Below are 26,730 nucleotides of genomic sequence, written 5' to 3'. Positions count from 1 at the left end.
AATGAAATCATTTTAAGGAATTCGGCAGAAGAGTTAAGGTTCATCGCATGATTTTCCCCGAAAACGCGTAGTTTTCGGGATCATGCTAACGGAAGGTAAAGGATCGATGGCAAAAGCAGCGACCCCGAAAACTACCGCCGCGGCCGAAGCAAAGCCAGCAGCGGCGAAAGCTCCAGCCAAAAGGGCGCCGGCAAAGGCTACTCCAGCCAAGGCGGCTGCTGCTAAATCCGGCGCGGCTCCAAAGGCTGCAACGACTGGCGCAGTAGGCAAGATCACCCAGGTGATTGGCGCTGTTGTTGACGTACAGTTCGAAGATGGTCAGCTTCCACTGATCCTCAACGCTCTTGAAACTGACAATCTCGGCAACCGTCTGGTTCTTGAAGTTGCTCAGCATCTTGGCGAAAACACTGTTCGCACGATTGCTATGGACTCGACCGAAGGTCTGGTGCGTGGTCATGAAGTACGCGACACAGGCAACCCGATCATGGTTCCGGTTGGCGAAGAAACGCTTGGCCGTATCATGAACGTTATCGGTGAGCCGGTTGATGAAGCTGGTCCGATCAAGACTACTGCCCGTCGTGCGATCCACCAGGAAGCTCCTGAATATATCGAACAGTCGACCGAAGCTGAAATCCTCGTAACGGGCATCAAGGTTGTTGACCTTCTCGCTCCTTACGCCAAGGGCGGCAAGATTGGTCTGTTCGGCGGTGCCGGCGTTGGCAAGACCGTTCTCATCATGGAACTGATCAACAATGTTGCCAAGGCGCATGGCGGTTACTCGGTATTCGCAGGCGTTGGTGAACGTACCCGTGAAGGTAACGACCTTTACCACGAAATGATCGAATCGGGCGTTAACAAGCTCGGTGGTGGTGAAGGCTCGAAGGCCGCACTTGTTTACGGTCAGATGAATGAGCCTCCGGGTGCGCGTGCGCGTGTTGCACTGTCGGGTCTGACGGTTGCTGAAAACTTCCGCGACAAGGGTCAGGACGTTCTGTTCTTCGTGGATAACATCTTCCGCTTTACGCAGGCTGGTTCGGAACTTTCGGCTCTTCTTGGCCGTATTCCATCCGCTGTGGGTTATCAGCCAACACTGGCAACCGACATGGGCGCGATGCAGGAACGCATCACCACGACGACCAAGGGTTCGATTACATCGGTTCAGGCAATTTACGTTCCTGCCGACGATTTGACCGACCCTGCACCAGCAACGTCGTTCGCTCACTTGGACGCGACAACCACGCTGAACCGCTCGATTGCTGAAAAGGGTATCTACCCGGCTGTGGATCCGCTTGAATCCACATCGCGTATGCTCGACCCAATGATCGTTGGTGAAGAACATTATGCGGTTGCCCGTCAGGTTCAGGCAATCTTGCAGCGCTATAAGGCTCTTCAGGACATCATCGCCATTCTCGGCATGGATGAATTGTCGGAAGAAGACAAGCTGACTGTTGCCCGTGCCCGTAAGATCGAACGCTTCCTATCGCAGCCGTTCTTCGTTGCTGAAGTGTTCACCGGTTCGCCCGGCAAGCTTGTTGCGCTCGAAGACACTATCAAGGGCTTCAAAGGCCTTTGCGCAGGTGAATATGATCATCTTCCAGAACCAGCCTTCTATATGGTTGGCTCGATTGAAGAAGCGGTCGAAAAGGCGAAGAAGCTGGCCGCTGAAGCCGCTTAATGAATTGAGTTTCCGGCGGGTGTTTAAGCCCGCCGGAAATGCCTGTTCATTTGTTTGAGTATGATCTTTTATCGAAGCAATATTTGTTTTCGGGATCTGGCTCCAGAAATTTAAGTGAGAAACATGGCTCAAGCTTTCCAATTCGAACTCGTGTCGCCAGAACGCCTTCTGCTTTCTGCTGAGGTGACGGAAGTCGTTATTCCGGGCAGTGAAGGTTATTTGACGGCTCTTGCCGGTCATTCACCGCTGATGACGACGATCATGCCGGGTGTTGTTTCGGTTAAGCTGAGCGACGGCAAGTCTGATTCCTACGTTGTATTTGGTGGTTTTGCGGATATTACCCCGCAGAGCTGTACAATTCTGGCAGAATCGGCAACCCATATTGATGATTTTGACCGTGCTGATATTCAGCAGCGCATCGAACATGCCCGTAAGGCGCTTGATGATGCTTCTTCTGTTGAACATCGCACAAAGGCAGAAGGCTTTCTGCATCAGCTCATGACTTTGCAAGGTGCTATCTTGCCTGCTTGATAAAAGCTGGTTTGAGCTCTTTAAAAAATCAGAATTTGAAAAGGCGGACTTCGGTCCGCTTTTTTATTGCCGGGGCCGGACAGTAAATATGCCCCTTGATCCTTGTTTCATGCGGTTCTGATTGGGCTCTATGGTGCAAGCGTGCGCAGATATTTCATCAATGCGCTGGCGGTATCGCTGGCACGTTCTGGCTCGCGTGAAATGATTGCCTCGATTAAGGCTGCATGAGCATTTGCAGAACCGGTGATGCCTGTTGCAGGACGCATCCTGAACCAGAAGCGTCGGCTATGGGTTTGCAGCGGAGCTGCCAGCCGTGCAGCATATGGATTGCCAGAAGCCGCCCCAAGCACGATATCAAAGGCCTTATCCGCATTCAGAAACAATGAAATATTGTCAGAAGATATTGCTTCGAGCATGGCATCAGCAGCCGCTTTCAGGCGTTCATAATCGCGCGTGGTGCCAAAGCGTGCAGCATCACGGGCCAGAACGCGCTCTACTCCTTCGCGTGCATCCAATATTTTATTGAAATCATTTGGGTTAATCTGTGCAATAGCTATGCCGGAGCGGGGCCGGACTTCAACAAGTCCTTCCCATGCCAGCCGCTGGATTGCCTCGCGTATCGGTGTGCGGCCCATGCCGGTCAATTCTATCAGCGTGCGTTCATTAACAACTGAACCTGGCTCCAGTTCCAGTGTAACAATGAGACGTTCCAACACTCGATATGCCTGCTCTGCAAGGCTTTCGCTTGCCCAGCTATCAATAAGAACGAAACTGTTGTTATCTGTTTTTTCGGATACAGTTGCATATTTCATGCAGATGAGCCTTGTTCTGAATGCGATTGACAGGTATTCAGCCTATAGATATATCTTTGATATATCAAATAGAGTGGTGTGCCGCCGTAATAATAATATCAATAGCTATACGGAGCATTCTCATCGATAACGGGCTTTTTTCATGATGTCATTCCAAAAAATGGATGGACAAAAGCGGTGTGGCGGATGTGAATTTAGCCGAGCCTTAACAATGAAGGCGAAACTGTAAGTCCGGGCGGGAGCCGCACATAATGAAATCAAGTCCCAATGGGCAGCATGACATCGTTATCATTGGCGGCGGGATTGTCGGTGTGGCAACCGCTGCACTGTTGGCCGAGGCTGGCCGTGATGTTGTTGTGATTGACCGCAGTGGCATTTGCGAAGAAACCAGCTCAGGCAATGCGGCTGCCCTCGCATTTTCTGATATTCTGCCGATGGCTTCCAAAGGTGTTATGGGTAAAGTGCCGGGCTGGCTTATGGATCCACTCGGACCATTCACGATCCGCCCGTCTTATTTTCCTAAAATGATCCCGTGGCTATATCGTTTCTGGCGTGCAAGCAATGCGGCAGCGCTTGAAAAGACAACGGTTGCTCAGGGCAATATGATGCAGCTTGCGCAAAGCGAGATGCTGGGACTGATTGATCGTGCCGGTTTGCGTGACCGTCTGCGCGAGGACGGTAATCTCGAGCTTTATGAGAGCGAAGCAGAACTTGCTGCATCGCAATCCGGCTGGGTTGCAAAAGCCAAAGCCGGTATTGCATATGAGCATGTGCGTGGAAGTCGGCTGAACGAATTGCAGGGCGGACTGGATGCTCGTTTTGTTGCAGCTACATTTGTTCCGGGCTGGAAAAATGTGAGTGATCCGAAGCTGTTTGGTCAGGCAATCTGGGCTTATGCTGAAAAGAAGGGTGCATGTTTTGTCAAAGCTTCGGTAACGACTGTTCAGCCTGTAAATGGTGGTGCGGTCGTTCGGCTTGATAAGGGTACAGAAATTGCTGCTGCACATCTTGTTGTGATGGCAGGTGCATGGTCAAAGCAGCTCGCAAAAGAGTGCGGTGATGTTGTGCCGCTTGATACGGAGCGCGGCTATAATACGACATTGCCTGTTGGCAGCTTTGATGTGAAGCGGCAGTTGACTTTCCCGGGGCACGGGTTTGTCATTACACCTATGGCAACAGGTCTGCGGGTGGGTGGTGCAGTTGAATTCGGTGGGCTTGAACTGGCTCCTAATTATGCGCGTTCAGCAGCCATGCTTAAAAAAGCTTCACAGTTTTTGCCCGGACTAAAAACCGAAGGTGGGCGGCAATGGATGGGCTATCGACCGTCAATGCCCGATTCCATGCCGGTGATTGGTCGCGCATCAGCTGGCGGTAATATTTATTATGGCTTTGGCCATGGGCATCTTGGCCTCACACAATCGGCAGCGACGGCACGCATTATTCGTGATCTGATCACAGGGACTGCACCGGCGATTGATATAGAACCTTTCAAGCCTCAACGTTTTCGGAACTGACCATTATGGCAAAACATTCGTTTTTTTGTGTAGACGGACATACATGCGGCAATCCTGTGCGTCTTGTTGCAGGAGGTGGGCCTAACCTTGTTGGCTCCAATATGATGGAAAAACGCGCACATTTCTTGCGTGAATATGACTGGATCCGCACCGGACTGATGTTTGAGCCGCGCGGTCATGATATGATGTCCGGCTCGATCCTTTACCCGCCAACACGCCCGGATTGCGATGTGGCTGTCTTGTTTATTGAAACATCCGGCTGTCTGCCGATGTGCGGACATGGCACAATCGGCACTGTGACAATGGCTATCGAGCAGGGGCTTGTTACACCTAAAATACCGGGAAAACTCAATCTTGAAACCCCTGCCGGACTGGTCTCGATCGAGTATGAGCAAAATGGTCAGTATGTGGATCGTGTGCGGCTGACCAATGTTCCCGCCTTCCTATATGCGGAAGATATGCAAGTGGAATGCCCTGATCTGGGAACGCTCAAGGTCGATGTTGCCTATGGCGGAAATTTCTATGCGATTGTTGAGCCGCAAGAAAATTACACGGACATGCAAGATTATTCTGCGTTGCAGCTCATTGCGTGGAGTCCGGTGCTGCGTGAACGTCTGAACGAGGCATATAAATTTCAGCACCCGGACCTCCCGGACATTAATCGTCTTACGCATATTCTTTGGACCGGTAAGCCGAAACATCCTGAAGCTCATGCGCGTAATGCAGTTTTCTATGGCGACAAGGCAATTGACCGTTCGCCTTGCGGAACCGGCACTTCTGCCCGTATGGCGCAGCTTACGGCCAAGGGAAAGCTGAAACCCGGAGATGATTTCGTGCATGAATCGATCATTGGATCGCTGTTTCATGGCCGCGTTGAACGGACTGTGGATGTAGCGGGAGGCAAGGGAATCATACCCTCAATCGCCGGTTGGGCACGTATGACTGGTTACAATACGATCTTTATTGATGACCGCGATCCGTTTGCGCACGGATTTACTGTTGCGTAAAATTGGTACGGCTGGCAAAAATAGGGATCTGATCCCTATTTTTTGTCTGTGACGCCTCGAGAAAAATATGGAATAAGGCGCCTCAAATAGGAGAAAAATATATACAGAAGGCGCTTTTTAGGGAACATAACTAGTTTGTGGAGGAAGTAAGCTATTAGCCTTTTGTCTGAGACAAAAGGGGCTTGCAATCCTTAATACAGCCGTTAGGTGTAATTATTCGGGAAAAAAATGAAGGCGCACGAAATAATGATGCGTCAATAAAATCCCGACAGAGTAAAATGGGTGGCTTCTAGATGGAATATTTCTTCCAGCAGGTGATCAACGGGCTCGCGCTCGGATCGATTTATGGCCTGATTGCCATTGGTTACACGATGGTTTACGGCATTATCGGCATGATCAATTTTGCACATGGCGATGTCTTTATGCTTGGTGCCTTTATGGCGCTGATTGTTTTTCTGATTATAACAACATTCATTGGTGCGCTGCCAATAGCGCTTATGCTTTTGCTGATGATGGTTGTTGCAATGCTTCTCACGGGGCTGTGGAGCTGGACGATCGAGCGGGCCGCTTACCGGCCATTGCGCGGATCGTTTCGTCTGGCACCGTTGATTACGGCAATAGGCATGTCGATTGCCTTGTCCAACTTTGTTCAGGTGACGCAGGGACCGCGCAACAAGCCGGTGCCACAGCTTCTTAACGGCTCTTACAGCGTCTTTGGAACCGATGTAACCATTTCGCTCAAGCAGATCGTGGTCATCGTTGTGACGGCAGTGCTGTTGACGATCTTCTGGTATATCGTCAATCGTACATCTCTTGGTCGTGCCCAGCGCGCCTGTGAGCAGGATCGCAAGATGGCTGCACTGCTTGGCATCAATGTTGACCGTGTCATTTCGCTGACCTTTGTGATGGGTGCGATGCTGGCCGCTGTTGCCGGTACACTTTATCTCTCCTTTTATGGTGTCATTTCCTTTGCGGACGGGTTCATTCCCGGCGTCAAGGCATTTACGGCGGCTGTTCTGGGCGGGATTGGCTCGTTGCCGGGTGCGGTTGTCGGTGGCTTGCTCATCGGTCTTATCGAAGCCTTGTGGTCTGCTTATTTCTCGATCGATTATAAGGACGTTGCTGCGTTCTCGATCCTGGCAATCGTGTTGATCTTCATGCCGTCCGGCATTCTTGGCCGCCCTGAAGTCGAAAAGGTGTAATCATGGCCGTACAAACAGGTTCACGTCCGGATTCCCTTTTTGTCCGGGCAATTCGTGAAGGGGTCATTGCCGGTCTTGTGGCTTTGGGACTTTTCATTCTCATTGTCGGTTTCAAAACCGATCAGAATATCAGCAATGAGCTGGTGTTGACCCAAAGATGGGGAGCGCTGGCTATCCTCGTTGCACTGGCAGCGGTCGGGCGATTTGCTTTCATTGCATTTTTGCAGCCCTGGCTTCAGGCGCGAAAATTTGAGAAGGCCAGCAAATCAACTGCTGTTGCGGAAAGCCCGTCTTTTTTCCGCAAGCATTTCTCGCATTTTGGTGTTGCATTTCTTTTTGCCTATCCGATCCTGATTGTTGCCCTTGTCGGCTGGCAGGGTTCGCTGAAATGGGTCGATAATTTTGGCGTCCAGATCTTGATCTATGTGATGCTGGCATGGGGGCTTAATATCGTGGTCGGCCTCGCTGGGCTGCTCGATCTGGGCTATGTCGCTTTCTATGCGGTTGGCGCCTATTCCTACGCTATTCTGTCTGCCTATTTTGGATGGTCTTTCTGGGTTCTGTTACCAATTGCCGGTCTTCTGGCCGCAACATGGGGCGTCATTCTCGGCTTTCCGGTTCTGCGCTTGCGTGGTGACTATCTGGCTATCGTAACGCTGGCCTTTGGCGAAATCATTCGACTTGTGCTGATAAACTGGACCGAATTGACCAAGGGTACTTTTGGTATTTCGAGCATCGCCAAAGCAACATTCTTTGGTCTTCAGTTCAATGCCAGCAAGGATGGCTTTGCTGCTTATTACGGCCTGACTTTCTCGGCTGCGCATTACAAGTTCTTCCTTTACTATATCATTCTCATTCTGGCACTGATCACGGCACTTGTGACGATCCGTCTGCGGCGTATGCCGGTTGGTCGTGCGTGGGAAGCACTGCGTGAAGATGAAATCGCCTGCCGTTCGCTTGGTATCAATACCACGACGACAAAGCTGACTGCTTTTGCGACGGGCGCCATGTTTGGCGGTTTTGCCGGCTCTTTCTTTGCAGCGCGTCAAGGTTTTGTCAGCCCTGAATCCTTTGTGTTCCTTGAATCGGCAGTCATTCTGGCCATTGTTGTTCTGGGTGGCATGGGGTCGCTTGTAGGTATTGCCATTGCTGCGATCGTGATGATTGGCGGTACGGAAATCCTGCGCGAAATGGGCTTCCTGAAAGCCATTTTTGGTCCAAGCTTCACGCCTGAACTCTATCGTATGCTGATCTTTGGTCTTGCCATGGTTGTTGTCATGGTCTGGAAACCGCGCGGATTTGTCGGAAGCCGGGAACCAAGCGCATTCCTTAATCAGAAGAAGATGGTGTCAGGTGCCTTTACCAAGGAAGGGCACGGCTGATGGCGGAGACAAAAATTATGGCTGGTAATGGTTCGAAAGACACCATTCTGACAGTTGAGCATCTGTCGATGCGCTTTGGTGGTCTTGTCGCTATCAACGATCTGAGCTTCGATGTGAAGCGCGGAGATATTACGGCAATCATCGGCCCGAATGGTGCAGGCAAAACGACTGTTTTCAATTGCATCACCGGGTTTTACAAGCCAACTGGCGGTATGCTGACGATGCACCGCAAAACGGGCGAAAAGTTCCTGCTGGAGCGTTTGCCTGATTTCAAGATCACGCAGGATGCGCGTGTTGCGCGTACTTTCCAGAATATCCGGCTTTTCTCAGGTCTGACTGTCCTGGAGAATCTGCTTGTTGCGCAGCACAATACATTGATGCGTTCTTCAGGCTATACGATCCTTGGTCTTCTTGGCTTTCCGACTTATCGGAAGGCTGCAAAGGATGCGATTGAGAAGGCACGTTACTGGCTGGAAAAGATCAATCTGATTGATCGCGCGGATGATCCTGCGGGTGATCTTCCCTATGGTGATCAGCGCCGTCTGGAAATTGCCCGGGCCATGTGCACCAAGCCGGAAATTCTCTGTCTTGATGAGCCTGCGGCAGGTCTTAATCCGCGTGAATCGGCTGAGTTGAACAAGCTGCTGCTCGACATTCGCAATGAAACCGGAACGTCTATTTTGCTTATTGAGCATGACATGTCGGTGGTTATGGAAATTTCCGACCACGTTATCGTGCTTGAATATGGCACCAAGATTTCCGACGGCTCGCCGGAACAGGTCAAGAATGATCCGCGTGTTATTGCGGCCTATCTTGGTGTTGATGACGACGAAATCGCCGAATTGGTTGAAGAGGCAGACAAGCCGGGTGCCGGCGATCCTGCTGACTTTATTGTGGCGCATCTTACTGACGATGCCATTGAAGAAGAGCAGGCGGAGGATGTTGTCCATTTTGCAGGCGGACTGGCTTCGGCCCGTGATGCTACGCCAGACAATCTGACCCTGATCAAGGGCATTGGTGCGGTCAATGAGAAGAAGTTGAACGCGCACGGGATCTATCACTTCGATCAGATTGCAGCTTGGACGAAAGCCGATATTGAGCAGGCTGAAACCTATCTCGAATTTGATGGGCGTATAGCGCGTGAAGACTGGGTTGGACAGGCCGCAAAGCTTGCAGCGGGTAAGGCAACAGAATTTTCGACCCGTGTTGAAGCAGGCAGCGTGCCTACAAGCCATAAGAGCACTTCCGTAAAGGCAGCCAGGCCCCGCAAGGCTACAAAGAGCACCAAAGCTCCGGCAAAGCCCAAGAAGGGAAGTGAATAATGACGGCTGAAACCATGCAGATAAAACAACCGCTTCTGGCCGTCGAAAAGGTCGAAACCTATTACGGCAATATTCGTGCACTCAAGGGCATTGATCTCACCGTCAATGAAGGCGAGATCGTAGCGCTTATTGGCGCGAATGGTGCCGGCAAGTCCACGCTGATGATGACGATATTCGGATCACCGCGTGCACGTAGCGGACGCATTCTTTTTGGTGGCAAGGATATCACGTCGATGCCACCGCATGAGATTGCAAAACTGCGCATTGCCCAGTCGCCGGAAGGTCGCCGTATTTTCCCGCGTATGACGGTGCTTGAAAATCTTCAGATGGGAGCAAGCCTCGATAATCAGCAATATTTTGAAGAAGATGTAGCGCTGATGTTCGATCTGTTTCCACGTTTGAAAGAACGTATTGCGCAACGTGGCGGTACGCTTTCGGGCGGCGAACAGCAGATGCTGGCCATTGCGCGTGCATTGATGGCGCGTCCGAAGCTGCTATTGCTTGATGAGCCGTCGCTCGGTCTTGCACCACTGATCGTCAAACAGATTTTTGAGGCGATCAAGGAACTCAACCGTACCCAGGGGCTGACGGTGTTTCTCGTTGAACAGAACGCATTTGGTGCGCTCAAGCTTGCTGATCGCGGTTATGTTATGGTCAATGGATCAATCACCATGAGCGGTGCTGGCCGTGAATTGCTGGCTGACCCGGAAGTGCGGGCTGCCTATCTCGAAGGCGGAAGGCATTAAGGAAGAAAAACATGCAGGGAATTCTCTACGAAGAACCGTCATTCTGGTTGTTTTTTCTCATTACCTGCCTGCTGGGTGGGTGGGCCGCATGGATGACGGGACGCGCTTGTGCCCAGACATGGCGTAGTTATCCGCAGCTTTTGTTGTATCTTATTCCATTGGGTGCGGTGGTGCGTTTCATTCACTACGCCTTGTTCGGCGGCACGTTGCTTTCGCTGCACTATTATCTGGTTGATGTAATCGTACTGATGATCATTGGGACAATAGGATATCGTTTCACCCGTACCAAGCAGATGGTGCGACAGTATAGCTGGCTTTATGAGAAGGCTTCGCCTCTGAGCTGGAAGGCAAAATAATTTAAGGCTTCGCCGCGCAAGATACGCATTAATACATTCAGAATGAGTGTTCAGAACAATAAAAAACATTCTGGAAAAACAAACATTCGGGCGGCGAAGTTTTTCTAAAAGATCACGTTGAACAACAAGAATTCAGCGTAGATATTGCTGGGTAATCAGCAAGAAAATAAGCGATGCGAAACATCGTTCGGGGTAACTATAATCGGGAGTTCAAGGAAATGAAGAAATCGCTTTTTTCAGGCGTTGCTCTTGCAGCACTAATGGCTTTGAGTGGCTCGGCTTGGGCAGATGTGCTTTTGGGCATTGGTGCACCATTGACCGGACCAAATGCTGTCTATGGCGCTCAGATTCAGAAGGGTGCGGAAGCAGCTATCAAGGAAATCAATGATGCCGGTGGTATCAATGGTGAAAAGATTACAATCACGCTTGGCGACGACGTATCGGACCCGAAGCAGGGTATTTCCGTTGCAAACAAGTTTGCCGCTGATGGCGTGAAATATGTGATCGGCCATTTCAACTCCGGCGTTTCGATTCCGGCTTCGGATGTCTATGCGGAAAATGGTATTCTTGAAATTTCGCCAGCCGCAACAAATCCGGTTTATACAGAGCGCGATCTCTGGAATACATTCCGTACATGTGGCCGTGATGACCAGCAGGGTATTGTTGCCGGTCAGTATATCTTTGATAATTTCAAGGATGGCAAGATCGCAGTTATTCATGACAAGACTCCTTATGGACAAGGTCTTGCAGATGAAACCAAGAAGAAGCTTAACGAACTTGGTGTCACTGAAACCGTCTATGAAGGCGTGAATGTTGGTGAGAAGGACTTCTCGGCGCTGATCGCCAAGCTCAAGCAGCAGGGTGTGACTGTTCTTTATTGGGGTGGTTTGCACGCTGAAGCCGGCCTTATCATCCGTCAGCTTGCTGATCAGGGGCTGGAGGTACAGTTCATCTCGGGCGATGGTATTGTCTCTAACGAGCTGGCTTCAATCGCAGGTGACGCGGTTGCAGGTACGTTAAATACTTTCGGCCCGGATCCACGCAACAATCCGGCCAATGCCGAGCTGGTGAAGAAGTTCCGCGATTCGGGCTTTGAACCAGAAGCCTATACGCTCTATTCCTATGCAGCTGTTCAGTCGCTGGCGGGTGCTGCCAAGGCTGCCGGAAGCAATGATCCGCAGGAAATTGCCAAGGCACTCAAGGAAAAGGGTCCTTTTCCAACCGTACTTGGCGATCTTTCCTATGATGAGAAAGGCGATCCGAAACTTCCAGGTTACGTAATGTATAAGTGGGAGAAGGGTGCTGATGGGAAATATACTTACGTTCAGCAATAGATTTTTCTATTAATTGTTGCGTTGTCTATAAGTATGCCCGGCTATATGCCGGGCATTTTTATTTTAAATAACGCAAATGAATGATGTCATGCGAAAAGAGAATGACTTCTGGTTTAAAATAAACTGGACAATCTGAAACATAGATAATCTATCTAATATAACGATTTTAGATAGATTATCTATGTTTTGAAATTGTTCCCCGGAGGAGGGGAGACTTGATGGGAGTGGCTGTAATGAAAAAATCCTTGTTCTGTGGTGTTTGCTTTTCTGCACTGGTTGCGATGGGCGGTACATCTTTGGCGGATGTGCTTTTGGGTGTCGGTGCGCCGCTTACCGGTGGGCAGGCCGCTTATGGCGAACAGATCAAGCGTGGTGTTGAAGCTGCTGTCGCACAAGCCAATGCCAAAGGCGGGATGAATGGCGAGCAGATCACTATTGTTTATGGCGATGATGCTGCTGATCCCCGTCAGGGCATTTCGGTTGCAAACAAGTTTGTTGGTGATGGCGTGCAGTTCGTGCTTGGTCATTTCAATTCGGGCGTCAGCATTCCGACATCGGATATTTATGCTGAAAACGGCATATTGATGATTGCGCCGGGCACGACAAATCCAACCTTTACCGAGCGTGATTTGTGGAACACATTCCGCACATGCCGTCGCGATGATCAGCAGGGCATTGTTGCAGGCAAATATATTGCCGATAATTATAAGGACGGCAAAATCGCGATCCTCCACGACAAGACGCCTTATGGTCAGGGGCTTGCGGACGAAACCAAGAAATCGCTCAATGCCAATGGCATGCAGGAAACGCTTTATGAAGGCGTCAATCAGGGTGACAAGGATTTCTCGGCGCTGATCTCCAAGATGAAAGCCGCCGGTATTACTGCCGTTTATTGGGGAGGGATGCACCCGGAGGCAGCACTTATCATTCGTCAGATGGCCGATCAGGATCTCAAGGCGCAGTTTATCTCGGGCGATGGTATTGTTTCCAACGAGCTGGCATCCATTGCCGGTGATGCGGTTGCAGGTGTTCTCAACACTTTTGGCCCGGATCCGCGTGATGATGCAGCCAATGCTGAATTGATCAAGGCTTTCCGTGACAAGGGCTTTGAGCCGGAAGCTTATACTTTCTATGCTTATGCTGGCGTTCAATCGCTGGTGGATGCTGCCAATGCTGCCGGAAACAATAATCCGCAGGAAGTTGCGGCTGCCTTGAAGGATAAAGGTCCGTTCAAGACGGTGCTTGGTGATCTGTCTTATGATGCGAAAGGTGATCCCAGCCTGTCGCCTTATGTCATGTTTGAATGGCGTAAGGGGGATGACGGAAAATATAACTACTTCCAAAAATAAATATGCCTCATATATTAGCATAATTTGACTTAAATTTCATCATTTTGCCCGGCTTTTGGCCGGGCATTTTGTTTTTCTCTTTTGGCTGCACAGTTTGTTTGCGCTTAACTATTTTGCAGGGTAAGCAAAGCCATCTTTATCATTGCAGCCTGGGAGACCTGCCTTGTCTATCCGTAAAATTCTGGTCGCCAATCGTTCTGAAATCGCTATCCGCGTGTTCCGTGCCGCAAACGAACTTGGCATTAAAACGGTGGCTATATGGGCAGAGGAAGACAAGCTCTCGCTGCATCGTTTTAAAGCCGATGAAAGCTATCAGGTTGGTCGTGGTCCACATCTGGAGCGGGATTTAGGCCCGATTGAAAGCTATCTTTCGATTGATGAAATCATCCGGGTGGCCAAGCTGTCGGGTGCGGATGCTATTCATCCGGGCTATGGTCTTTTGTCGGAAAGTCCTGAATTTGCTGATGCCTGTGCTGAAAACGGCATTATTTTCATTGGTCCGAAGTCTGAAACCATGCGCCGGCTTGGTAACAAGGTTGCGGCACGTAATCTTGCGATCGAGATCGGTGTGCCGGTGGTGCCTGCGACTGATCCTCTGCCTGATGACATCGAAGAAGTTAAAAAGCTTGCCGCCAAGATCGGCTATCCGTTGATGCTCAAAGCCTCATGGGGCGGTGGTGGTCGCGGTATGCGTGCGATCCGTGCCGAGGCTGACCTTGATCGTGAAGTGGTTGAAGCCAAGCGTGAAGCCAAGGCAGCTTTTGGCAAGGATGAGGTTTATCTCGAAAAGCTTGTCGAGCGTGCACGCCATGTCGAGGTGCAGATTCTGGGCGATACGCATGGCAATGCTGTTCATCTTTATGAGCGCGATTGCTCGATCCAGCGCCGCAATCAGAAAGTTGTCGAACGTGCACCTGCACCTTATCTCAATGATGCGCAGCGGCAGGAACTGGCCAGTTATGGTCTGAAGATTGCGCATGCCACCGATTATATCGGTGCGGGCACAGTCGAGTTCCTGATGGATGCCGATACAGGTGCGTTTTACTTCATTGAAGTGAATCCGCGCATTCAGGTTGAGCATACTGTCACGGAAGAAGTGACAGGCATTGATATCGTCAAGGCGCAGATTCATATTCTCGAAGGCCATGCGATTGGAACGCCAGAATCAGGCGTGCCGGAGCAGAAGGATATTCACCTCAATGGTCATGCGCTTCAGTGCCGTATTACCACTGAAGATCCTGAACAGAATTTTGTTCCCGATTATGGACGCATTCAGGCTTATCGCTCGGCATCCGGTTTTGGTATTCGTCTTGATGGGGGCACAGCCTATTCGGGCGCTGTTATCACGCGCTATTATGATCCGCTGCTGGTGAAGGTGACGGCGTCGGGTGCGACGCCGATTGAAGCCATTCGTCGTATGGACCGTGCTCTGCGAGAGTTCCGTATCCGTGGTGTCGCAACCAATCTTACTTTCGTTGAAGCAATCATCAATCATCCAAAATTCCAGTCGAATGATTATACGACACGCTTTATCGATACGACGCCGGAACTCTTCACACATATGAAGCGTCAGGATCGTGCGACCAAGCTTTTAACCTATGTGGCGGATGTGACCGTGAATGGTCATCCGGAAACCAAGGGCCGTGCCGAGCCTTCGAAAGATGCCGCCAGGCCGGTTGTGCCATGGTTTGGTGATCGCCCGGTGGTGGATGGAACCAAGCAATTGCTTGACAAGCTTGGGCCGAAAAAATTTGCCGAATGGATGCGCAATGAAAAGCGCGTTCTGATGACGGATACGACCATGCGTGACGGGCATCAGTCACTATTGGCAACGCGTGTGCGTAGCTATGATATTGCGCGGGTTGCCAATGCTTATGCGCAGGCATTGCCGAACCTGTTTTCGCTTGAATGCTGGGGCGGCGCGACTTTTGACGTGTCGATGCGCTTTTTAACGGAGGATCCGTGGGAGCGTCTGGCGATGGTGCGCGAAGGTGCACCGAATATCTTGCTGCAAATGCTGCTGCGCGGTGCCAATGGTGTGGGCTACAAGTCTTATCCTGACAATGTGGTCAAATATTTCGTGCGCGAAGCTGCCCGGGGCGGCATGGATATTTTCCGCGTGTTTGACAGTCTCAACTGGGTTGAGAATATGCGCGTGTCGATGGATGCGGTGCTGGAAGAGAACAAGCTTTGTGAAGCAGCTATCTGTTATACAGGCGATATTCTTAACCCGGATCGCGCCAAATACGACCTTAAATATTATGTCGATCTGGCCAGACAGATCGAGGCGGCAGGCGCCCATATTATTGCGCTCAAGGATATGGCAGGTCTGTTGAAGCCTGCGGCGGCGCGCGTGCTGTTCAAGGCACTGCGTGAAGAAACCGATTTGCCGATCCATTTCCACACCCATGATACATCGGGCATTTCGGCAGCGACTGTGCTTGCAGCAGTTGATGCCGGTGTTGATGCCGTTGACGCGGCAATGGATGCCTTCTCAGGCAATACATCGCAGCCATGCCTTGGCTCGATTGTGGAAGCTCTGCATGGATCGGACCGTGATCCGGGCCTTGATACTGAAACAATCCGCCGCATTTCCTTTTATTGGGAAGCGGTGCGCAATCAGTATGCAGCCTTTGAAAGTGACCTCAAGGGACCAGCATCGGAAGTCTATTTGCATGAAATGCCGGGTGGTCAGTTCACGAACCTGAAAGAACAGGCGCGTTCGCTGGGTCTTGAAACCCGCTGGCATGAAGTGGCACAGGCCTATGCTGATGTGAACCGTATGTTTGGCGATATTGTCAAGGTTACGCCGTCCTCCAAGGTGGTGGGCGATATGGCCTTGATGATGGTGTCTCAGGACTTGAGCGTTGCCGATGTTGAAAACCCGGACAAGGATATTGCCTTCCCGGATTCGGTTGTCTCGATGATGCGCGGTGATCTTGGACAGCCGCCGTCGGGTTGGCCTGCTGCATTGCAGAAGAAAGTGCTGAAAGACGAAAAGCCGTTCACTGTGCGTCCGGGTTCGCTGCTTCCTGCCGCTGATCTTGCGGCGGAACGTAAGTCGATTGAGGAAACACTGGGTCGTGCAATCACCGATCAGGAGTTTGCGTCCTTCCTGATGTATCCAAAGGTCTTCACGGATTATGTGGCAGCACAGGAAAATTATGGCCCGACCAGTGTGTTGCCAACGCCGGTTTATTTCTACGGTCTGAAGCCGGAAGAGGAAGTTTTTGTCGATCTTGAACGCGGCAAGACGTTGGTGATCGTTAATCAGGCGATGTCTGAGACTGACGAAAAGGGCATGGTCACTGTCTTCTTTGAACTCAACGGTCAGCCGCGCCGCGTAAAAGTGCCTAACCGCGCCAAGGGTGCATCGGGTGGCGTTAAGCGGAAGGCAGAACTTGGCAATGACCGTCAAGTGGGTGCGCCAATGCCTGGTGTGGTTTCAACCGTTGCTGTTTCGCAAGGGCAGAATGTGAAGGCGGGTGATGTGCTGCTTTCCATCGAGGCGATGAAGATGGAAACTGCTTTGCGTGCCGAACGCGATGGCTCTGTTGCCGAAGTGCTTGTGCGTCCCGGGGAGCAGATTGATGCGAAGGATTTGCTTGTCGTTTACGCTGACTGATCCAGCTTTCACATCATAGAATGATTGACGCCGTCCCCTGTAAAGGGTGCGGCGTTTTCTTTAGTTTGCATGGTTATAAAAATCTGATATGCACGTTTGTGCCGATTCATACATGTTTGTGCATGATAAGGGGCCAGCGATGACTGAGCTATTATTGGACGAAAGACAGGCGCGTATTCGGGAGCTGCTTGAGCAGTCCGGGCGCGTATTGGCGAGCGAGCTGGCTGAATCCTTCGGGGTTTCGGAAGATACAATCCGCCGCGATCTTCGTGAGCTGGCTGCATCGGGTCTATGCAAACGTGTTTATGGCGGTGCGCTGATGGCTGCGCCTTCTTATGCACCCCTTGCAGAACGCGACACGGAAAGGCCGGAAGCCAAGATGGCTTTGGCAATGGCGCTGGCTGGTCTGGTTGAGCCAAATATGACGGTGTTTCTTGATTCCTCTTCAACCAATCTTGCACTTGCACGGCTGCTGGTTGATCGCGAGGATATGATTACGATTGTCACCAATACGCCGTCTATTGCTGCTATTGCGCTGCAATCGGCAAAGATTGATGTGGTGATGATTGGTGGCCCGATTGATCGCCGTGTCAGTGCTGCGGTTGGTGCACGGGCTTTGCGTGATGCGGAACTGGTGCGACCTGATCTTTGTCTGCTCGGTGTTTGTGGTTTTGCCGCTGAAACAGGCGTCACGGCACTTCATCTGGAAGATGCAGAATTCAAGCGGGTCATTGCCGGACGCAGCCGCAAGGTTGTGCTGGCAATTACCCGTGGCAAGCTTGGCACTGTTGCTGCGCACGATGTCATACCGATTGAGACGGTCAATGTTATGGCTGTTGAACATGATACGAAAGAAGATGTCCTTGCGCCTTATCGGGCGTCAGGCATGACAATTATATACGCTGCTGATGAGCGTGCCTGAGGAAGCCATGGAACAGACTGTTGGGCGAGATGATGTGCTGATTGGGCGTGCGCCAATCGTAACCAGAGAGCGCGTTGCGGTGGCGCTGCTTTTTTTGATAAACGGGTATATTTTTGGTGGTTGGGCGCCAAAAATTCCCGAATTTGCGGCACGTCTCGGACTTGATACCAGTGGCATGGGCCTGATGATCCTTGTCTTTGGTATCGGCTCTCTTTCGATGATGCCGGTTGCGGGTGCCTTGTCGGCGCATCGCGGCTCAGGGGCCGTGGTCAAATTGTTTGCAATCGGCCTTATCCCTGCTTTGCTGGTAATTGCACTGGTGCCGAATATAGTCACAGCCGTGATTGTTATGTTTTATTTTGGTGGCATGATCGGCGCAATGGATGTCGCAATGAACGCCAATGCCGTTGGTGTTGAAAAGCGCATGCGCCGTGCAATCATGTCGTCATGCCATGCTTTCTGGAGCCTGGGCGGTCTGATCGGTGCGGCAAGTGGCGGCTTTCTTATTGCAAATCTTGGCTCGAGCGTTCACGCCATGATTGCAACTGTGGTGGCCGCAGGTCTGCTTGTGTTTGCCTGGCCGTCGATTATTGCCGACAAGCACCATAGCCCAAGCGATGAAAAGCAGAAACTTGCTTTACCGCGCACTGCCTTGCCCTGGCTGGTTGGTATCATCGCGCTGTTCTCGATGATCCCGGAAGGGGCAATCCTTGATTGGGGCGCCTATTATCTGCGTGATGAACTGGGTGCATCGGTCACAGTTGCAGGCTTTGGCTTTGCTGCTTTCTCGATGACCATGGCGATCATGCGTTTTGCCGGTGACGTTGTCCGCGATCGTTTTGGCGCGATTAATACGCTGCGCTTTTGCACGTCGATTGCTATAATCGGCATGGTGATTGTTGGCTTGTCGAGCCATCCTTATGCCGTGATTTTTGGCTTTGCAGTCTGCGGTCTTGGTATTTCCAATATGGTGCCGATTGCGTTTTCAATCGGTGGAAACATACCGGGCGTCAATCCAAGTGTTGGCCTGTCAATTGCCACAACCATGGGGTATTCTGGTATGCTGGTTGCACCTTCGCTGATTGGCTTTGTTGCCAAGCATAGCGGTTTCAGCGTGGTATTTTTGTCGTTGCCTGTTTTGTTGCTGGTCGTTCTGGCTTTCTCGGGGCTGGCAAAATATGCGGATCAATCACATTAGGGCCAGAACGCATTTCCATATAATATGCTTTAATTCTTTGTTTTTACGCATATCCTTATCGGAAAACCGGTTTCCACTTTTACGAGGTATGCTTTAACAAGAGGCGACAAGGCGTTTGCAAGTGATTATATAACAACAAAATGAAGCAGGCAGGCGTTGACAATTGCGTCTTGCTACGCCACCTGACAACAGGCCCGTACCAAGCGCGGTTTGCGATACGCAGAATATGGTTTGCGTTGGCAACTGCGGCAGGACAAAAGAACAGAGCACAATGTCTTCCGAGACCGTCAGCTATTTTTCAAATCCATTTCCCCGTCGTCAATCCGTTGGCGTGAGCGTTGGCGGGGTTATCGTTGGTGGCAGCGAGCCTGTTGTTGTCCAGTCGATGACCAATACGGATACGGCGGATATTGATGGAACGGTTGCGCAGGTTGCTGCACTTCATCGCGCAGGTTCCGAGATTGTACGCATCACGGTTGATCGAGACGAATCGGCTGCTGCGGTTCCTAAAATTCGTGAACGCCTTGAACGCCTTGGCTTGAATGTGCCGCTGGTTGGCGATTTTCATTATATCGGCCACAAGCTTCTGGCTGATCATCCAGCCTGCGCGGAAGCGCTTGCGAAATATCGCATCAATCCGGGGAATGTCGGTTTCAAGGATAAGAAAGACAAGCAGTTCGCCGATATTGTTGAAATGGCGATCCGTTATGACAAGCCGGTGCGTATTGGTGTGAACTGGGGATCACTCGATCAGGAATTGCTGACCACACTGATGGATCGCAATCAGGCGGAGGGTGCGCCTTTGAGCGCACAGGAAGTCATGCGTGAAGCCATTGTTCAGTCGGCACTGATTTCGGCAAATCTTGCTGAAGAGATCGGGTTGAGCCGTGACAAGATCATCCTTTCGGCCAAGGTCAGTCAGGTACAGGATCTGATTGCAGTTTATACCATGCTTGCGCAGCGCTCCAATCATGCCTTGCATCTGGGCTTGACCGAAGCGGGGATGGGCACCAAGGGGGTTGTTGCTTCTTCGGCTGCCATGGGCATTCTGCTTCAGCAGGGCATTGGTGATACGATTCGTATTTCGCTGACACCCGAGCCGGGTGGGGACCGTACACGCGAAGTGCAGGTGGCGCAGGAATTATTGCAGACCATGGGCTTTCGCCAGTTCATTCCGATTGTTGCGGCATGTCCGGGCTGTGGACGCACGACCTCAACGGTTTTTCAGGAGCTGGCACAGAATATTCAGGATGATATTCGCCGCAGCATGCCGGTCTGGCGTGAAAAATATCCGGGTGTTGAAGCGTTATCGGTCGCGGTCATGGGCTGTATTGTCAATGGTCCGGGCGAATCGAAACATGCCGATATCGGCATCTCGCTTCCCGGTACAGGCGAAACGCCGTCAGCGCCGGTCTTTGTCGATGGCAAGAAGGTTACAACGCTGCGTGGGCCTGAGATTGCCGCTGATTTTCAGAAGATGGTCTCTGAATATATCGAGAATCGGTTTGGGCTTGATAGGAAAGCAGCTTCCTGATCACTCCACTGTCAGCTTTGACGTTCTGCGATGAAACGGGCAGCCTGTTTGAGAATTGTTGCGTCTTCGCCGAATGGTTCAAGAAGGCTTTCAGCCTGCTCGACAAGTCCGCCAAGCTGTTTGCGTGTCCAGTCAATGCCGTGAAGTGATACAAGTGTTGCTTTGCCAGCTCCGGCATCCTTGCCGGTTGCCTTGCCCATAATGGCTGCATCGGCGGTGACATCGAGAAGATCATCTGCAAGCTGGAAGGCGAGGCCAATGGCGGAGCCAAATTCAGCCATGCGTTCGCGGTCCTCACGTGAGGCACCTGCAATAATTGCACCGGCTTCACAGGCAAAGCGGATCAGTGCACCGGTTTTCATGGCTTGCAGCGTTATGATGCCTGCTTCATCGGGCTTGTTGTCTTCTGCCATCAGATCAAGCGCCTGACCCCCTGCCATGCCGCCAATGCCGGATGCACGTGCCAAAGCCGATACAAGTTCGATGCGGATGCTGGCGGGCAGATCTGTTTCATCTGACGCGATAATATCAAAAGCATAGGTCAGCAGGCTGTCGCCTGCGAGGATTGCGGCAGCTTCATCGAACGCTTTGTGAACCGTCGGTTGCCCGCGCCGTATATCGTCATTGTCCATTGCAGGCAGATCATCATGGACGAGGGAATAGCAATGAATACATTCAAGGGCTGCTGCAATGCGCAGAGCCGCATTGCCATGATAGCCGAACAGGGCCGCACTTTCGATAACCAGAAACGGGCGCAGTCTTTTACCGCCATTGAGTACGCCATGACGCATAGCAGCAAGCAATCGCTCAGGGCGCGCCACTTCGCCAGTGCGTAAACGAAGATCGAGAAGCCCGACCAGCATTGTCTCGACTTCAAGCGCACGCAGGTTCAGGGATTGAGCAAAATCGACAGACATATTTTCCATGTTTAAAGGGGATGGACGAAAGAGCTGATTTGGTCAACCGGGCACATTGATCAGCACAGGCTTTTTCATCCAGCGGTCATCAAACAGTTTGTTTCTTGCCCGATGCATTATGGAATCGGGTTCATTATTGTTAAGGAATAGTTTATGTCGCTTGATAAGGAATAACAGGCGGTGGATGTGGCAAAAATCATTCTCAAGAGCAAAAATGGGCGCAAATATCTGGCTGATCCCGTTTGGGGTGGCAGAATTGCCCTTATGCTCAAGATTATGGTGGCGCTTGCTATCCTGCCGCTTTTTCTGATCCTTATCTATTCGGTACCCTTTGTGCGTCCGGTATCCACTTTGATGGTGAAGGATTATGTCCTGTTGCAAGATGTTGATCGGCAATGGGTCAGTATTGATGATGTTGCACCGGTTCTGGTGAATTCGGTGATGATGGCTGAGGATGGACAATTTTGCAGCCATGGTGGTGTGGACTGGCATCAGCTCAGTCTTGTGCTTGATGATGCGGGTGAGGGTGGTCCAAGTCGCGGCGCATCCACTATCACCATGCAGACTGTGAAAAACCTGTTTTTGTGGAATGGGCGCTCCTATATTCGCAAAGCACTGGAGTTTCCGCTTGCTCTGGCTGCTGACGCTATTTTGTCAAAGCGGCGGATTATGGAGATTTATCTCAATATTGCTGAATGGGGGCCGGGTATTTACGGCATTGAAGCGGCAGCACAGCATTACTTCAAGCGCCCTGCATCACGGCTGACTGCGCGACAAGCAGCTCTGCTTGCCGTTGCGCTGCCCAATCCGACATTGCGCAATCCGGCCAAACCTACCCGGAATATGCAGCGTATCTCGCGTATCATTGCCGGGCGTGCTTCCAAAGCCGGGCCTTATGTCACTTGCCTGCAATAAGTGGGTGATGTGTAAAAAAGATAAGACTCTGACTGGTCAAATGCTGCGAGAGCGTGTATAGGCACGTGACTTTCCGGAATTTTGTCCGATGTGACAGGCTCCTCGGGGCTGTGCCGGACGTTTATTGATCGATCAGTGGAGCTGAATCCATGGCAGTACCTAAACGCAAAACGTCTCCGTCGAAGCGCGGCATGCGCCGTTCGGCAGACGCTCTCAAAGCCCCGACTTATGTCGAGGACAAGAACTCGGGCGAACTTCGTCGTCCACATCATATCGATCTGAAGAGCGGTATGTATCGTGGCCGTCAGGTGCTCGAAGCTAAGGAATAGTCCAAGCTGCTGTGCAGTTGAAGACAGATTTCAAAAAACGCCGTTTCCAGTATCTGGAAGCGGCGTTTTCATGTTTAAGGCATTCATTTTCCAGCTGAGGCCACGTATTCACGTGACCTGGAGCCGTCCATTTCAGCCTGCATCAGCACTAAAGCCTGCGCTTTCGATGCCGGCAACGGCCGCTATCTCATCATTGTCAGACGTATCACCGGAAATGCCGACGGCACCGATAATTTCATTTATGTCATTTTTAATCAGAACGCCGCCGGGAACGGGGACGATCTTTCCGCCGGAAACATTGGACAGGCCTTCAAGGAAGTGGGGTCGCTCTTTTGCCTGGTTGTTGAGCCAGCGTGATCCTGCGCCGACAGCGAGAGCGCCAAAGGCTTTTCCTGACGCGATTTCAAAGCGCAGAATCGATGCGCCATCCTGTTTTTGAAAAGCTTTCAGATGCCCGCCCGCATCAAGTACCGACACAGCCAGCGGTTTTAGTTTCAGTTCTGTCGCTTTTGTAAATGCTGCAGTGATAATGGCATTGGCTTTGTCGAGTGTCAGTACGGACATAGGGGACTCCTTGTTGTGATGATTCTAACTTAGCGCGTGTTGCTTGACGCGTATGGGTTAAATTGTGCGCATAAGGGTGAAACTGATTATCGATTTGAGCAAAAATATCTCGCGTGGGAGCAATGCACAGAACTTGCAAAATGAAGCGCCGGGGCGCGAAACGCGGTCTTGCCACTCTTTGTATCGGTGGTGGTATGGGCGTCGCCATATGTGTTGAACGCTCATAAGAAGATTAAAGCTTAACAGATAGCGTCCGAAATTTTGATATTTAGCAGTGAGGCCTTGCTGCTCTATGGCGCTGCGTCCAGTCTGGCCACTATATCTTGTGAGAACAAAGAGGGAATATATGAAAAGCAGCGATTCGTCGCCGATTCGTTCCGGTTTTGGGCTGAAAGTTAATGAAAAGCGGTGTTTGACTTGTGAGGGCCTTAACGAATTGTCAGGAAATATTAATATTATATGAAGAATCTATTAGCCGCCTCAGCTTCTAAAATAGCCTTGGCGATAAAAGTTAACGCGGTCACAGATTTGTTGCTGTTTCGGGGCAGATATTAACAAAGGTGATTCACTATCTGGTGGGAATCAATTGTCCTGCCACTATATGTTGCCGTGAACAAAAGGCGAAGAACGTTCTGTGAGCGATTCGTCGCTGATTCGTTCCAGAGTCGTTCTATTTATTAAAAGGCATATTCGTTAATATGCAGGCCGGGATGAGGACAAGCTTCAATCCTGCACTCTCAAGAGGGATCATTTCAGAAATTTTCCGAAACATCATCGAAACTTAACAGGGGCGCTTTCGGCTTAAGTCATATAGTGCTAACGCATGGCTTTACGTATGGCATTGGTTCCGGGATTCTATTATTGGCATGAATCAACTCACTGCTCATGATCTGCCGCTGACTTTGAGCGGCCGCGGTGTGACTGCGGTATTGGGACCGACCAATACTGGCAAAACGCATCTCGCCATTGAGCGGATGCTCTCGCATGGTCGTGGCATGATCGGCCTTCCTTTGCGCCTGTTGGCACGGGAGGTTTATAATCGTGTGGTCGAGAGGGTCGGTGCGGCCAATGTTTCCCTGATCACGGGCGAAGAGAAGATCACTCCGCCCAATTCGCGTTATTCCATTTGCACCGTTGAAGCCATGCCCCGTCGCACGGATATGCCTTTTGTGGCTATTGATGAAGTGCAGCTGGCAGGCGATCTGGAGCGCGGTCATATTTTTACAGACCGCATTTTGCATTTGCGCGGGCGGCAGGAAACATTGCTGCTTGGCGCCGGTACCATGCGTGGCATTCTGGAGAAATTGCTGCGCGGGATAAATGTTGTAACGCGGCCACGTCTGTCAAATCTGAGCTATGTGGGCGCCAAGAAGATCATTCGTCTGCCGAATCGTTCGGCCATTGTCGCGTTTTCAGGCGATGAAGTTTATGCAATTGCTGAGCTTATCCGTCGTCAGCGCGGTGGTGCAGCGGTGGTCATGGGGGCACTCAGTCCACGCACCCGCAATGCACAGGTCGAGCTTTACCAGTCGGGTGAGGTTGATTTTCTGGTCGCAACCGACGCGATTGGCATGGGGCTTAATCTTGATGTTGATCATGTTGCTTTTGCACAAAATCGCAAATTTGACGGTTATCAGTATCGTGATCTGACGCCAGCCGAAATCGGGCAGATTGCCGGTCGTGCCGGACGCCATTTGCGCGATGGTACATTTGGTGTCACGGGGCAGGTGCGCCCACTGGATGATGAGCTGGTCGAGCGTGTGGAATCCCATGATTTTGATCCGGTCAAAGTTTTGCAATGGCGCACTGGCCGGTTTGATTTTTCATCATTGAATGCCCTGCATCATTCTCTGGAAACGCCAACACCGATTGAAGGCCTGACCAAAGCGCTGCCTGCTGTTGATCAGCAGGCGCTTGAAAATTTGTCGAAAGACGAAGACATTGTGCGGCTTGCAAATTCGCCTGCGCGGATCGAACTTTTATGGGATGCCTGTGCGCTCCCGGATTATCGTAAGATTGCGCCGGCACAACATGCCGATATCATAGCAACCATTTATCAGGATCTGGTCCGCCGAGGGAGCGTTGATGAAGATTATATGAGCGAACAGGTGCGCCGCGCCGATAGTACAGAGGGTGAAATTGACACTTTGTCTCATCGCGTGGCGCAAATCCGTACCTGGACTTTTGTGTCGCACAGGCCGGGATGGCTTGCCGATCCGACACACTGGCAGGAAAAGACGCGCGAAATTGAGGACAGATTGTCCGACGCGCTTCATGAAAGGTTGACGAAACGCTTTGTAGACCGCAGGACAAGCGTACTTATGAGGCGCCTGAGAGAGAATGCCATGCTAGAAGCAGAAATCAGCTCGACCGGAGACGTAATTGTCGAAGGCCATAATGTCGGGCAACTGGAAGGATTCCGTTTTACCGCCGATGTTCAGTCCGATGGACCGGATGCGAAGGCAGTAAAAACGGCTGCACAAAAGGCGCTTGCCGCCGAATTTGACCGTCGTGCGGAGCGTTTCTCTGCTGCTCCCAACGGCGATTTTGCGCTCGGCTCAGATGGCGTTTTGCGCTGGGTTGGTGCAACTGTCGCAACGCTTGTTGCGGGCGACGATGTTCTGAAGCCGCGTGCGGTCATTCTGGCTGATGAGCAGCTGACAGGTCCGGCACGTGATAAGGTTGCAGCACGTATCGACCGGTTTGTGGCGCATCACATTGAAACAATCCTGAAGCCTCTGACCGATCTGAGCAGTGCGGATGCGCTGACCGGTATGACGCGCGGGCTGGCTTTTCAGCTTGTTGAGAATCTTGGTATTCTTCAGCGCCGTGATGTGAGCGAGGAAGTGCGTGGCCTTGATCAGGATTCGCGTGCAGCACTGCGCCGGCTTGGCGTACGTTTCGGTGCCTATCATGTTTTCATGCCGATGCTGCTCAAGCCTGCACCCGCAGGTCTTATCACGCTGCTCTGGGCATTGAAGAATGATGGTCGGGAACGTGCCGGTTATGGCGATGTGGTTCATGTTCTGGCCGCCGGGCGCACATCGGTTGTTGTTGATCCGGCTTTTGATCCGCAGTTCTATCGTCTTGCCGGTTATCGTGTGCTGGGTCGCCGTGCAGTGCGCATCGACATTCTGGAACGCCTTGCTGATCTTATTCGTCCGGCATTGGCCTGGCGCCCGGGTTCGGGCACGCGTGCCGAAGGCGCCTATGACGGTGGTCGCTTTATTGTGACGCCAGCAATGATGTCCATTCTTGGCGCCACAGCCGAGGATATGGAAGAAATTCTCAAAAGCCTCGGCTATCGCCATGAAGCAATGGATGCAACGCTGGTTGCGGCAAAGCTTGCCGAGCTTGATGCCTTTGCGGCGCAGGCTCAGGCCGAGGTGGCTGTTGAAGAAGACACCGTCTTCAAGGCTGCTGTGCCAGCGGCTGTTGTTAAAGAAAAGCCTGCTGTTCCTGCGGCAGAGCCGGTTCCTGCACCGGTTCAGACGCT

Annotated in this window: 21 protein-coding genes and 1 pseudogene; 19 read left to right on the top strand and 3 right to left on the bottom strand. The window is 51.5% G+C overall.

Features of this window, described 5'->3' with window-relative positions:
* Nucleotides 1-106 precede the first annotated feature (106 nt).
* Nucleotides 107-1,675, top strand: a complete 1,569-nt coding sequence (gene atpD / locus FHY56_RS11685; RefSeq protein ID WP_140905346.1) for a F0F1 ATP synthase subunit beta — start codon at nt 107-109, stop codon at nt 1,673-1,675.
* A gap of 123 nt (nt 1,676-1,798) precedes the next feature.
* Nucleotides 1,799-2,206: a F0F1 ATP synthase subunit epsilon gene (locus FHY56_RS11680; protein WP_140905345.1), complete on the top strand. Its 408-nt coding sequence runs from the start codon at nt 1,799-1,801 to the stop codon at nt 2,204-2,206.
* A 128-nt stretch (nt 2,207-2,334) separates the two neighbouring features.
* On the opposite strand, the gene FHY56_RS11675 is transcribed toward FHY56_RS11680, so the two are convergent.
* The gene (locus tag FHY56_RS11675; RefSeq protein ID WP_140905344.1) at nt 2,335-3,018 is read right to left on the bottom strand and encodes a GntR family transcriptional regulator; all 684 of its coding nucleotides are present in this window, start codon (nt 3,016-3,018) and stop codon (nt 2,335-2,337) included.
* A gap of 251 nt (nt 3,019-3,269) precedes the next feature.
* Here FHY56_RS11675 and FHY56_RS11670 point away from each other — a divergent pair, with 251 nt between their 5' ends.
* The 13 genes from FHY56_RS11670 (at nt 3,270) to ispG (ending at nt 20,509) form a co-directional block, all read left to right on the top strand.
* Nucleotides 3,270-4,532 (top strand): NAD(P)/FAD-dependent oxidoreductase, encoded by a 1,263-nt coding sequence (locus tag FHY56_RS11670; protein WP_140905343.1) that lies wholly within the window; start codon nt 3,270-3,272, stop codon nt 4,530-4,532.
* A gap of 5 nt (nt 4,533-4,537) precedes the next feature.
* Nucleotides 4,538-5,539 (top strand): 4-hydroxyproline epimerase, encoded by a 1,002-nt coding sequence (locus FHY56_RS11665; RefSeq protein WP_140905342.1) that lies wholly within the window; start codon nt 4,538-4,540, stop codon nt 5,537-5,539.
* Nucleotides 5,540-5,832: 293 nt separating this feature from the next.
* Entirely contained in the window at nt 5,833-6,741 is a 909-nt protein-coding gene (locus FHY56_RS11660) for a branched-chain amino acid ABC transporter permease (protein ID WP_140905341.1), read from the top strand.
* 2 nt (nt 6,742-6,743) lie between these two features.
* Nucleotides 6,744-8,123 carry a high-affinity branched-chain amino acid ABC transporter permease LivM gene (gene livM / locus FHY56_RS11655; protein WP_140905340.1) on the top strand — a complete coding sequence of 460 codons (1,380 nt, stop codon included), beginning with the start codon at nt 6,744-6,746 and terminating at the stop codon, nt 8,121-8,123.
* Nucleotides 8,124-8,140: 17 nt separating this feature from the next.
* Nucleotides 8,141-9,445, top strand: coding sequence for an ATP-binding cassette domain-containing protein (locus FHY56_RS11650; RefSeq protein ID WP_140905430.1), 1,305 nt, complete (start codon nt 8,141-8,143; stop codon nt 9,443-9,445).
* The gene (locus tag FHY56_RS11645) at nt 9,445-10,191 is read left to right on the top strand and encodes an ABC transporter ATP-binding protein (RefSeq protein WP_140905339.1); all 747 of its coding nucleotides are present in this window, start codon (nt 9,445-9,447) and stop codon (nt 10,189-10,191) included. Before FHY56_RS11650 ends, FHY56_RS11645 begins: the two co-directional genes overlap by 1 nt.
* A gap of 11 nt (nt 10,192-10,202) precedes the next feature.
* The gene (locus FHY56_RS11640; RefSeq protein ID WP_140905338.1) at nt 10,203-10,547 is read left to right on the top strand and encodes a DUF6867 family protein; all 345 of its coding nucleotides are present in this window, start codon (nt 10,203-10,205) and stop codon (nt 10,545-10,547) included.
* A 218-nt stretch (nt 10,548-10,765) separates the two neighbouring features.
* Nucleotides 10,766-11,881 (top strand): branched-chain amino acid ABC transporter substrate-binding protein, encoded by a 1,116-nt coding sequence (locus FHY56_RS11635; protein ID WP_140905337.1) that lies wholly within the window; start codon nt 10,766-10,768, stop codon nt 11,879-11,881.
* A gap of 233 nt (nt 11,882-12,114) precedes the next feature.
* A complete protein-coding gene (locus tag FHY56_RS11630) occupies nt 12,115-13,230 on the top strand; it encodes a branched-chain amino acid ABC transporter substrate-binding protein (protein WP_140905336.1) in 1,116 nt (371 codons plus the stop codon).
* A gap of 163 nt (nt 13,231-13,393) precedes the next feature.
* Nucleotides 13,394-16,855: a pyruvate carboxylase gene (pyc, locus tag FHY56_RS11625; protein ID WP_140905335.1), complete on the top strand. Its 3,462-nt coding sequence runs from the start codon at nt 13,394-13,396 to the stop codon at nt 16,853-16,855.
* 139 nt (nt 16,856-16,994) lie between these two features.
* Nucleotides 16,995-17,777: a DeoR/GlpR family DNA-binding transcription regulator gene (locus tag FHY56_RS11620; RefSeq protein WP_140905334.1), complete on the top strand. Its 783-nt coding sequence runs from the start codon at nt 16,995-16,997 to the stop codon at nt 17,775-17,777.
* A gap of 7 nt (nt 17,778-17,784) precedes the next feature.
* Nucleotides 17,785-18,975, top strand: a complete 1,191-nt coding sequence (locus FHY56_RS11615) for an MFS transporter (RefSeq protein ID WP_140905333.1) — start codon at nt 17,785-17,787, stop codon at nt 18,973-18,975.
* Nucleotides 18,976-19,246: 271 nt separating this feature from the next.
* Nucleotides 19,247-20,509 carry a flavodoxin-dependent (E)-4-hydroxy-3-methylbut-2-enyl-diphosphate synthase gene (gene ispG, locus FHY56_RS11610; RefSeq protein ID WP_140905332.1) on the top strand — a complete coding sequence of 421 codons (1,263 nt, stop codon included), beginning with the start codon at nt 19,247-19,249 and terminating at the stop codon, nt 20,507-20,509.
* A gap of 11 nt (nt 20,510-20,520) precedes the next feature.
* On the opposite strand, the gene FHY56_RS11605 is transcribed toward ispG, so the two are convergent.
* The gene (locus tag FHY56_RS11605) at nt 20,521-21,435 is read right to left on the bottom strand and encodes a polyprenyl synthetase family protein (RefSeq protein WP_140905331.1); all 915 of its coding nucleotides are present in this window, start codon (nt 21,433-21,435) and stop codon (nt 20,521-20,523) included.
* A 177-nt stretch (nt 21,436-21,612) separates the two neighbouring features.
* Here FHY56_RS11605 and mtgA point away from each other — a divergent pair, with 177 nt between their 5' ends.
* Nucleotides 21,613-22,341: a monofunctional biosynthetic peptidoglycan transglycosylase gene (gene mtgA, locus FHY56_RS11600; RefSeq protein WP_193556783.1), complete on the top strand. Its 729-nt coding sequence runs from the start codon at nt 21,613-21,615 to the stop codon at nt 22,339-22,341.
* Nucleotides 22,342-22,490: 149 nt separating this feature from the next.
* On the top strand, nt 22,491-22,670 hold the full coding sequence (gene rpmF, locus FHY56_RS11595; RefSeq protein WP_006467787.1) for a 50S ribosomal protein L32: 180 nt from the start codon (nt 22,491-22,493) through the stop codon (nt 22,668-22,670).
* A 132-nt stretch (nt 22,671-22,802) separates the two neighbouring features.
* Here rpmF and FHY56_RS11590 read toward each other — a convergent pair whose 3' ends face one another.
* Nucleotides 22,803-23,234, bottom strand: a complete 432-nt coding sequence (locus FHY56_RS11590) for a GlcG/HbpS family heme-binding protein (protein WP_140905329.1) — start codon at nt 23,232-23,234, stop codon at nt 22,803-22,805.
* 113 nt (nt 23,235-23,347) lie between these two features.
* On the opposite strand from FHY56_RS11590, the gene FHY56_RS18280 reads away from it, so the two are divergent.
* A complete protein-coding gene (locus FHY56_RS18280) occupies nt 23,348-23,461 on the top strand; it encodes a hypothetical protein (protein WP_268898918.1) in 114 nt (37 codons plus the stop codon).
* 639 nt (nt 23,462-24,100) lie between these two features.
* Nucleotides 24,101-26,722: pseudogene (locus FHY56_RS11580) on the top strand (helicase-related protein); the annotation flags it as partial.
* Between the last annotated feature and the right edge of the window lie 8 nt (nt 26,723-26,730).

Source organism: Brucella gallinifaecis, assembly GCF_006476605.1.
In the GTDB taxonomy this organism is placed as follows: Bacteria; Pseudomonadota; Alphaproteobacteria; order Rhizobiales; family Rhizobiaceae; genus Brucella; species Brucella gallinifaecis.
This window is presented reverse-complemented; position numbering and strand designations above follow the sequence as displayed.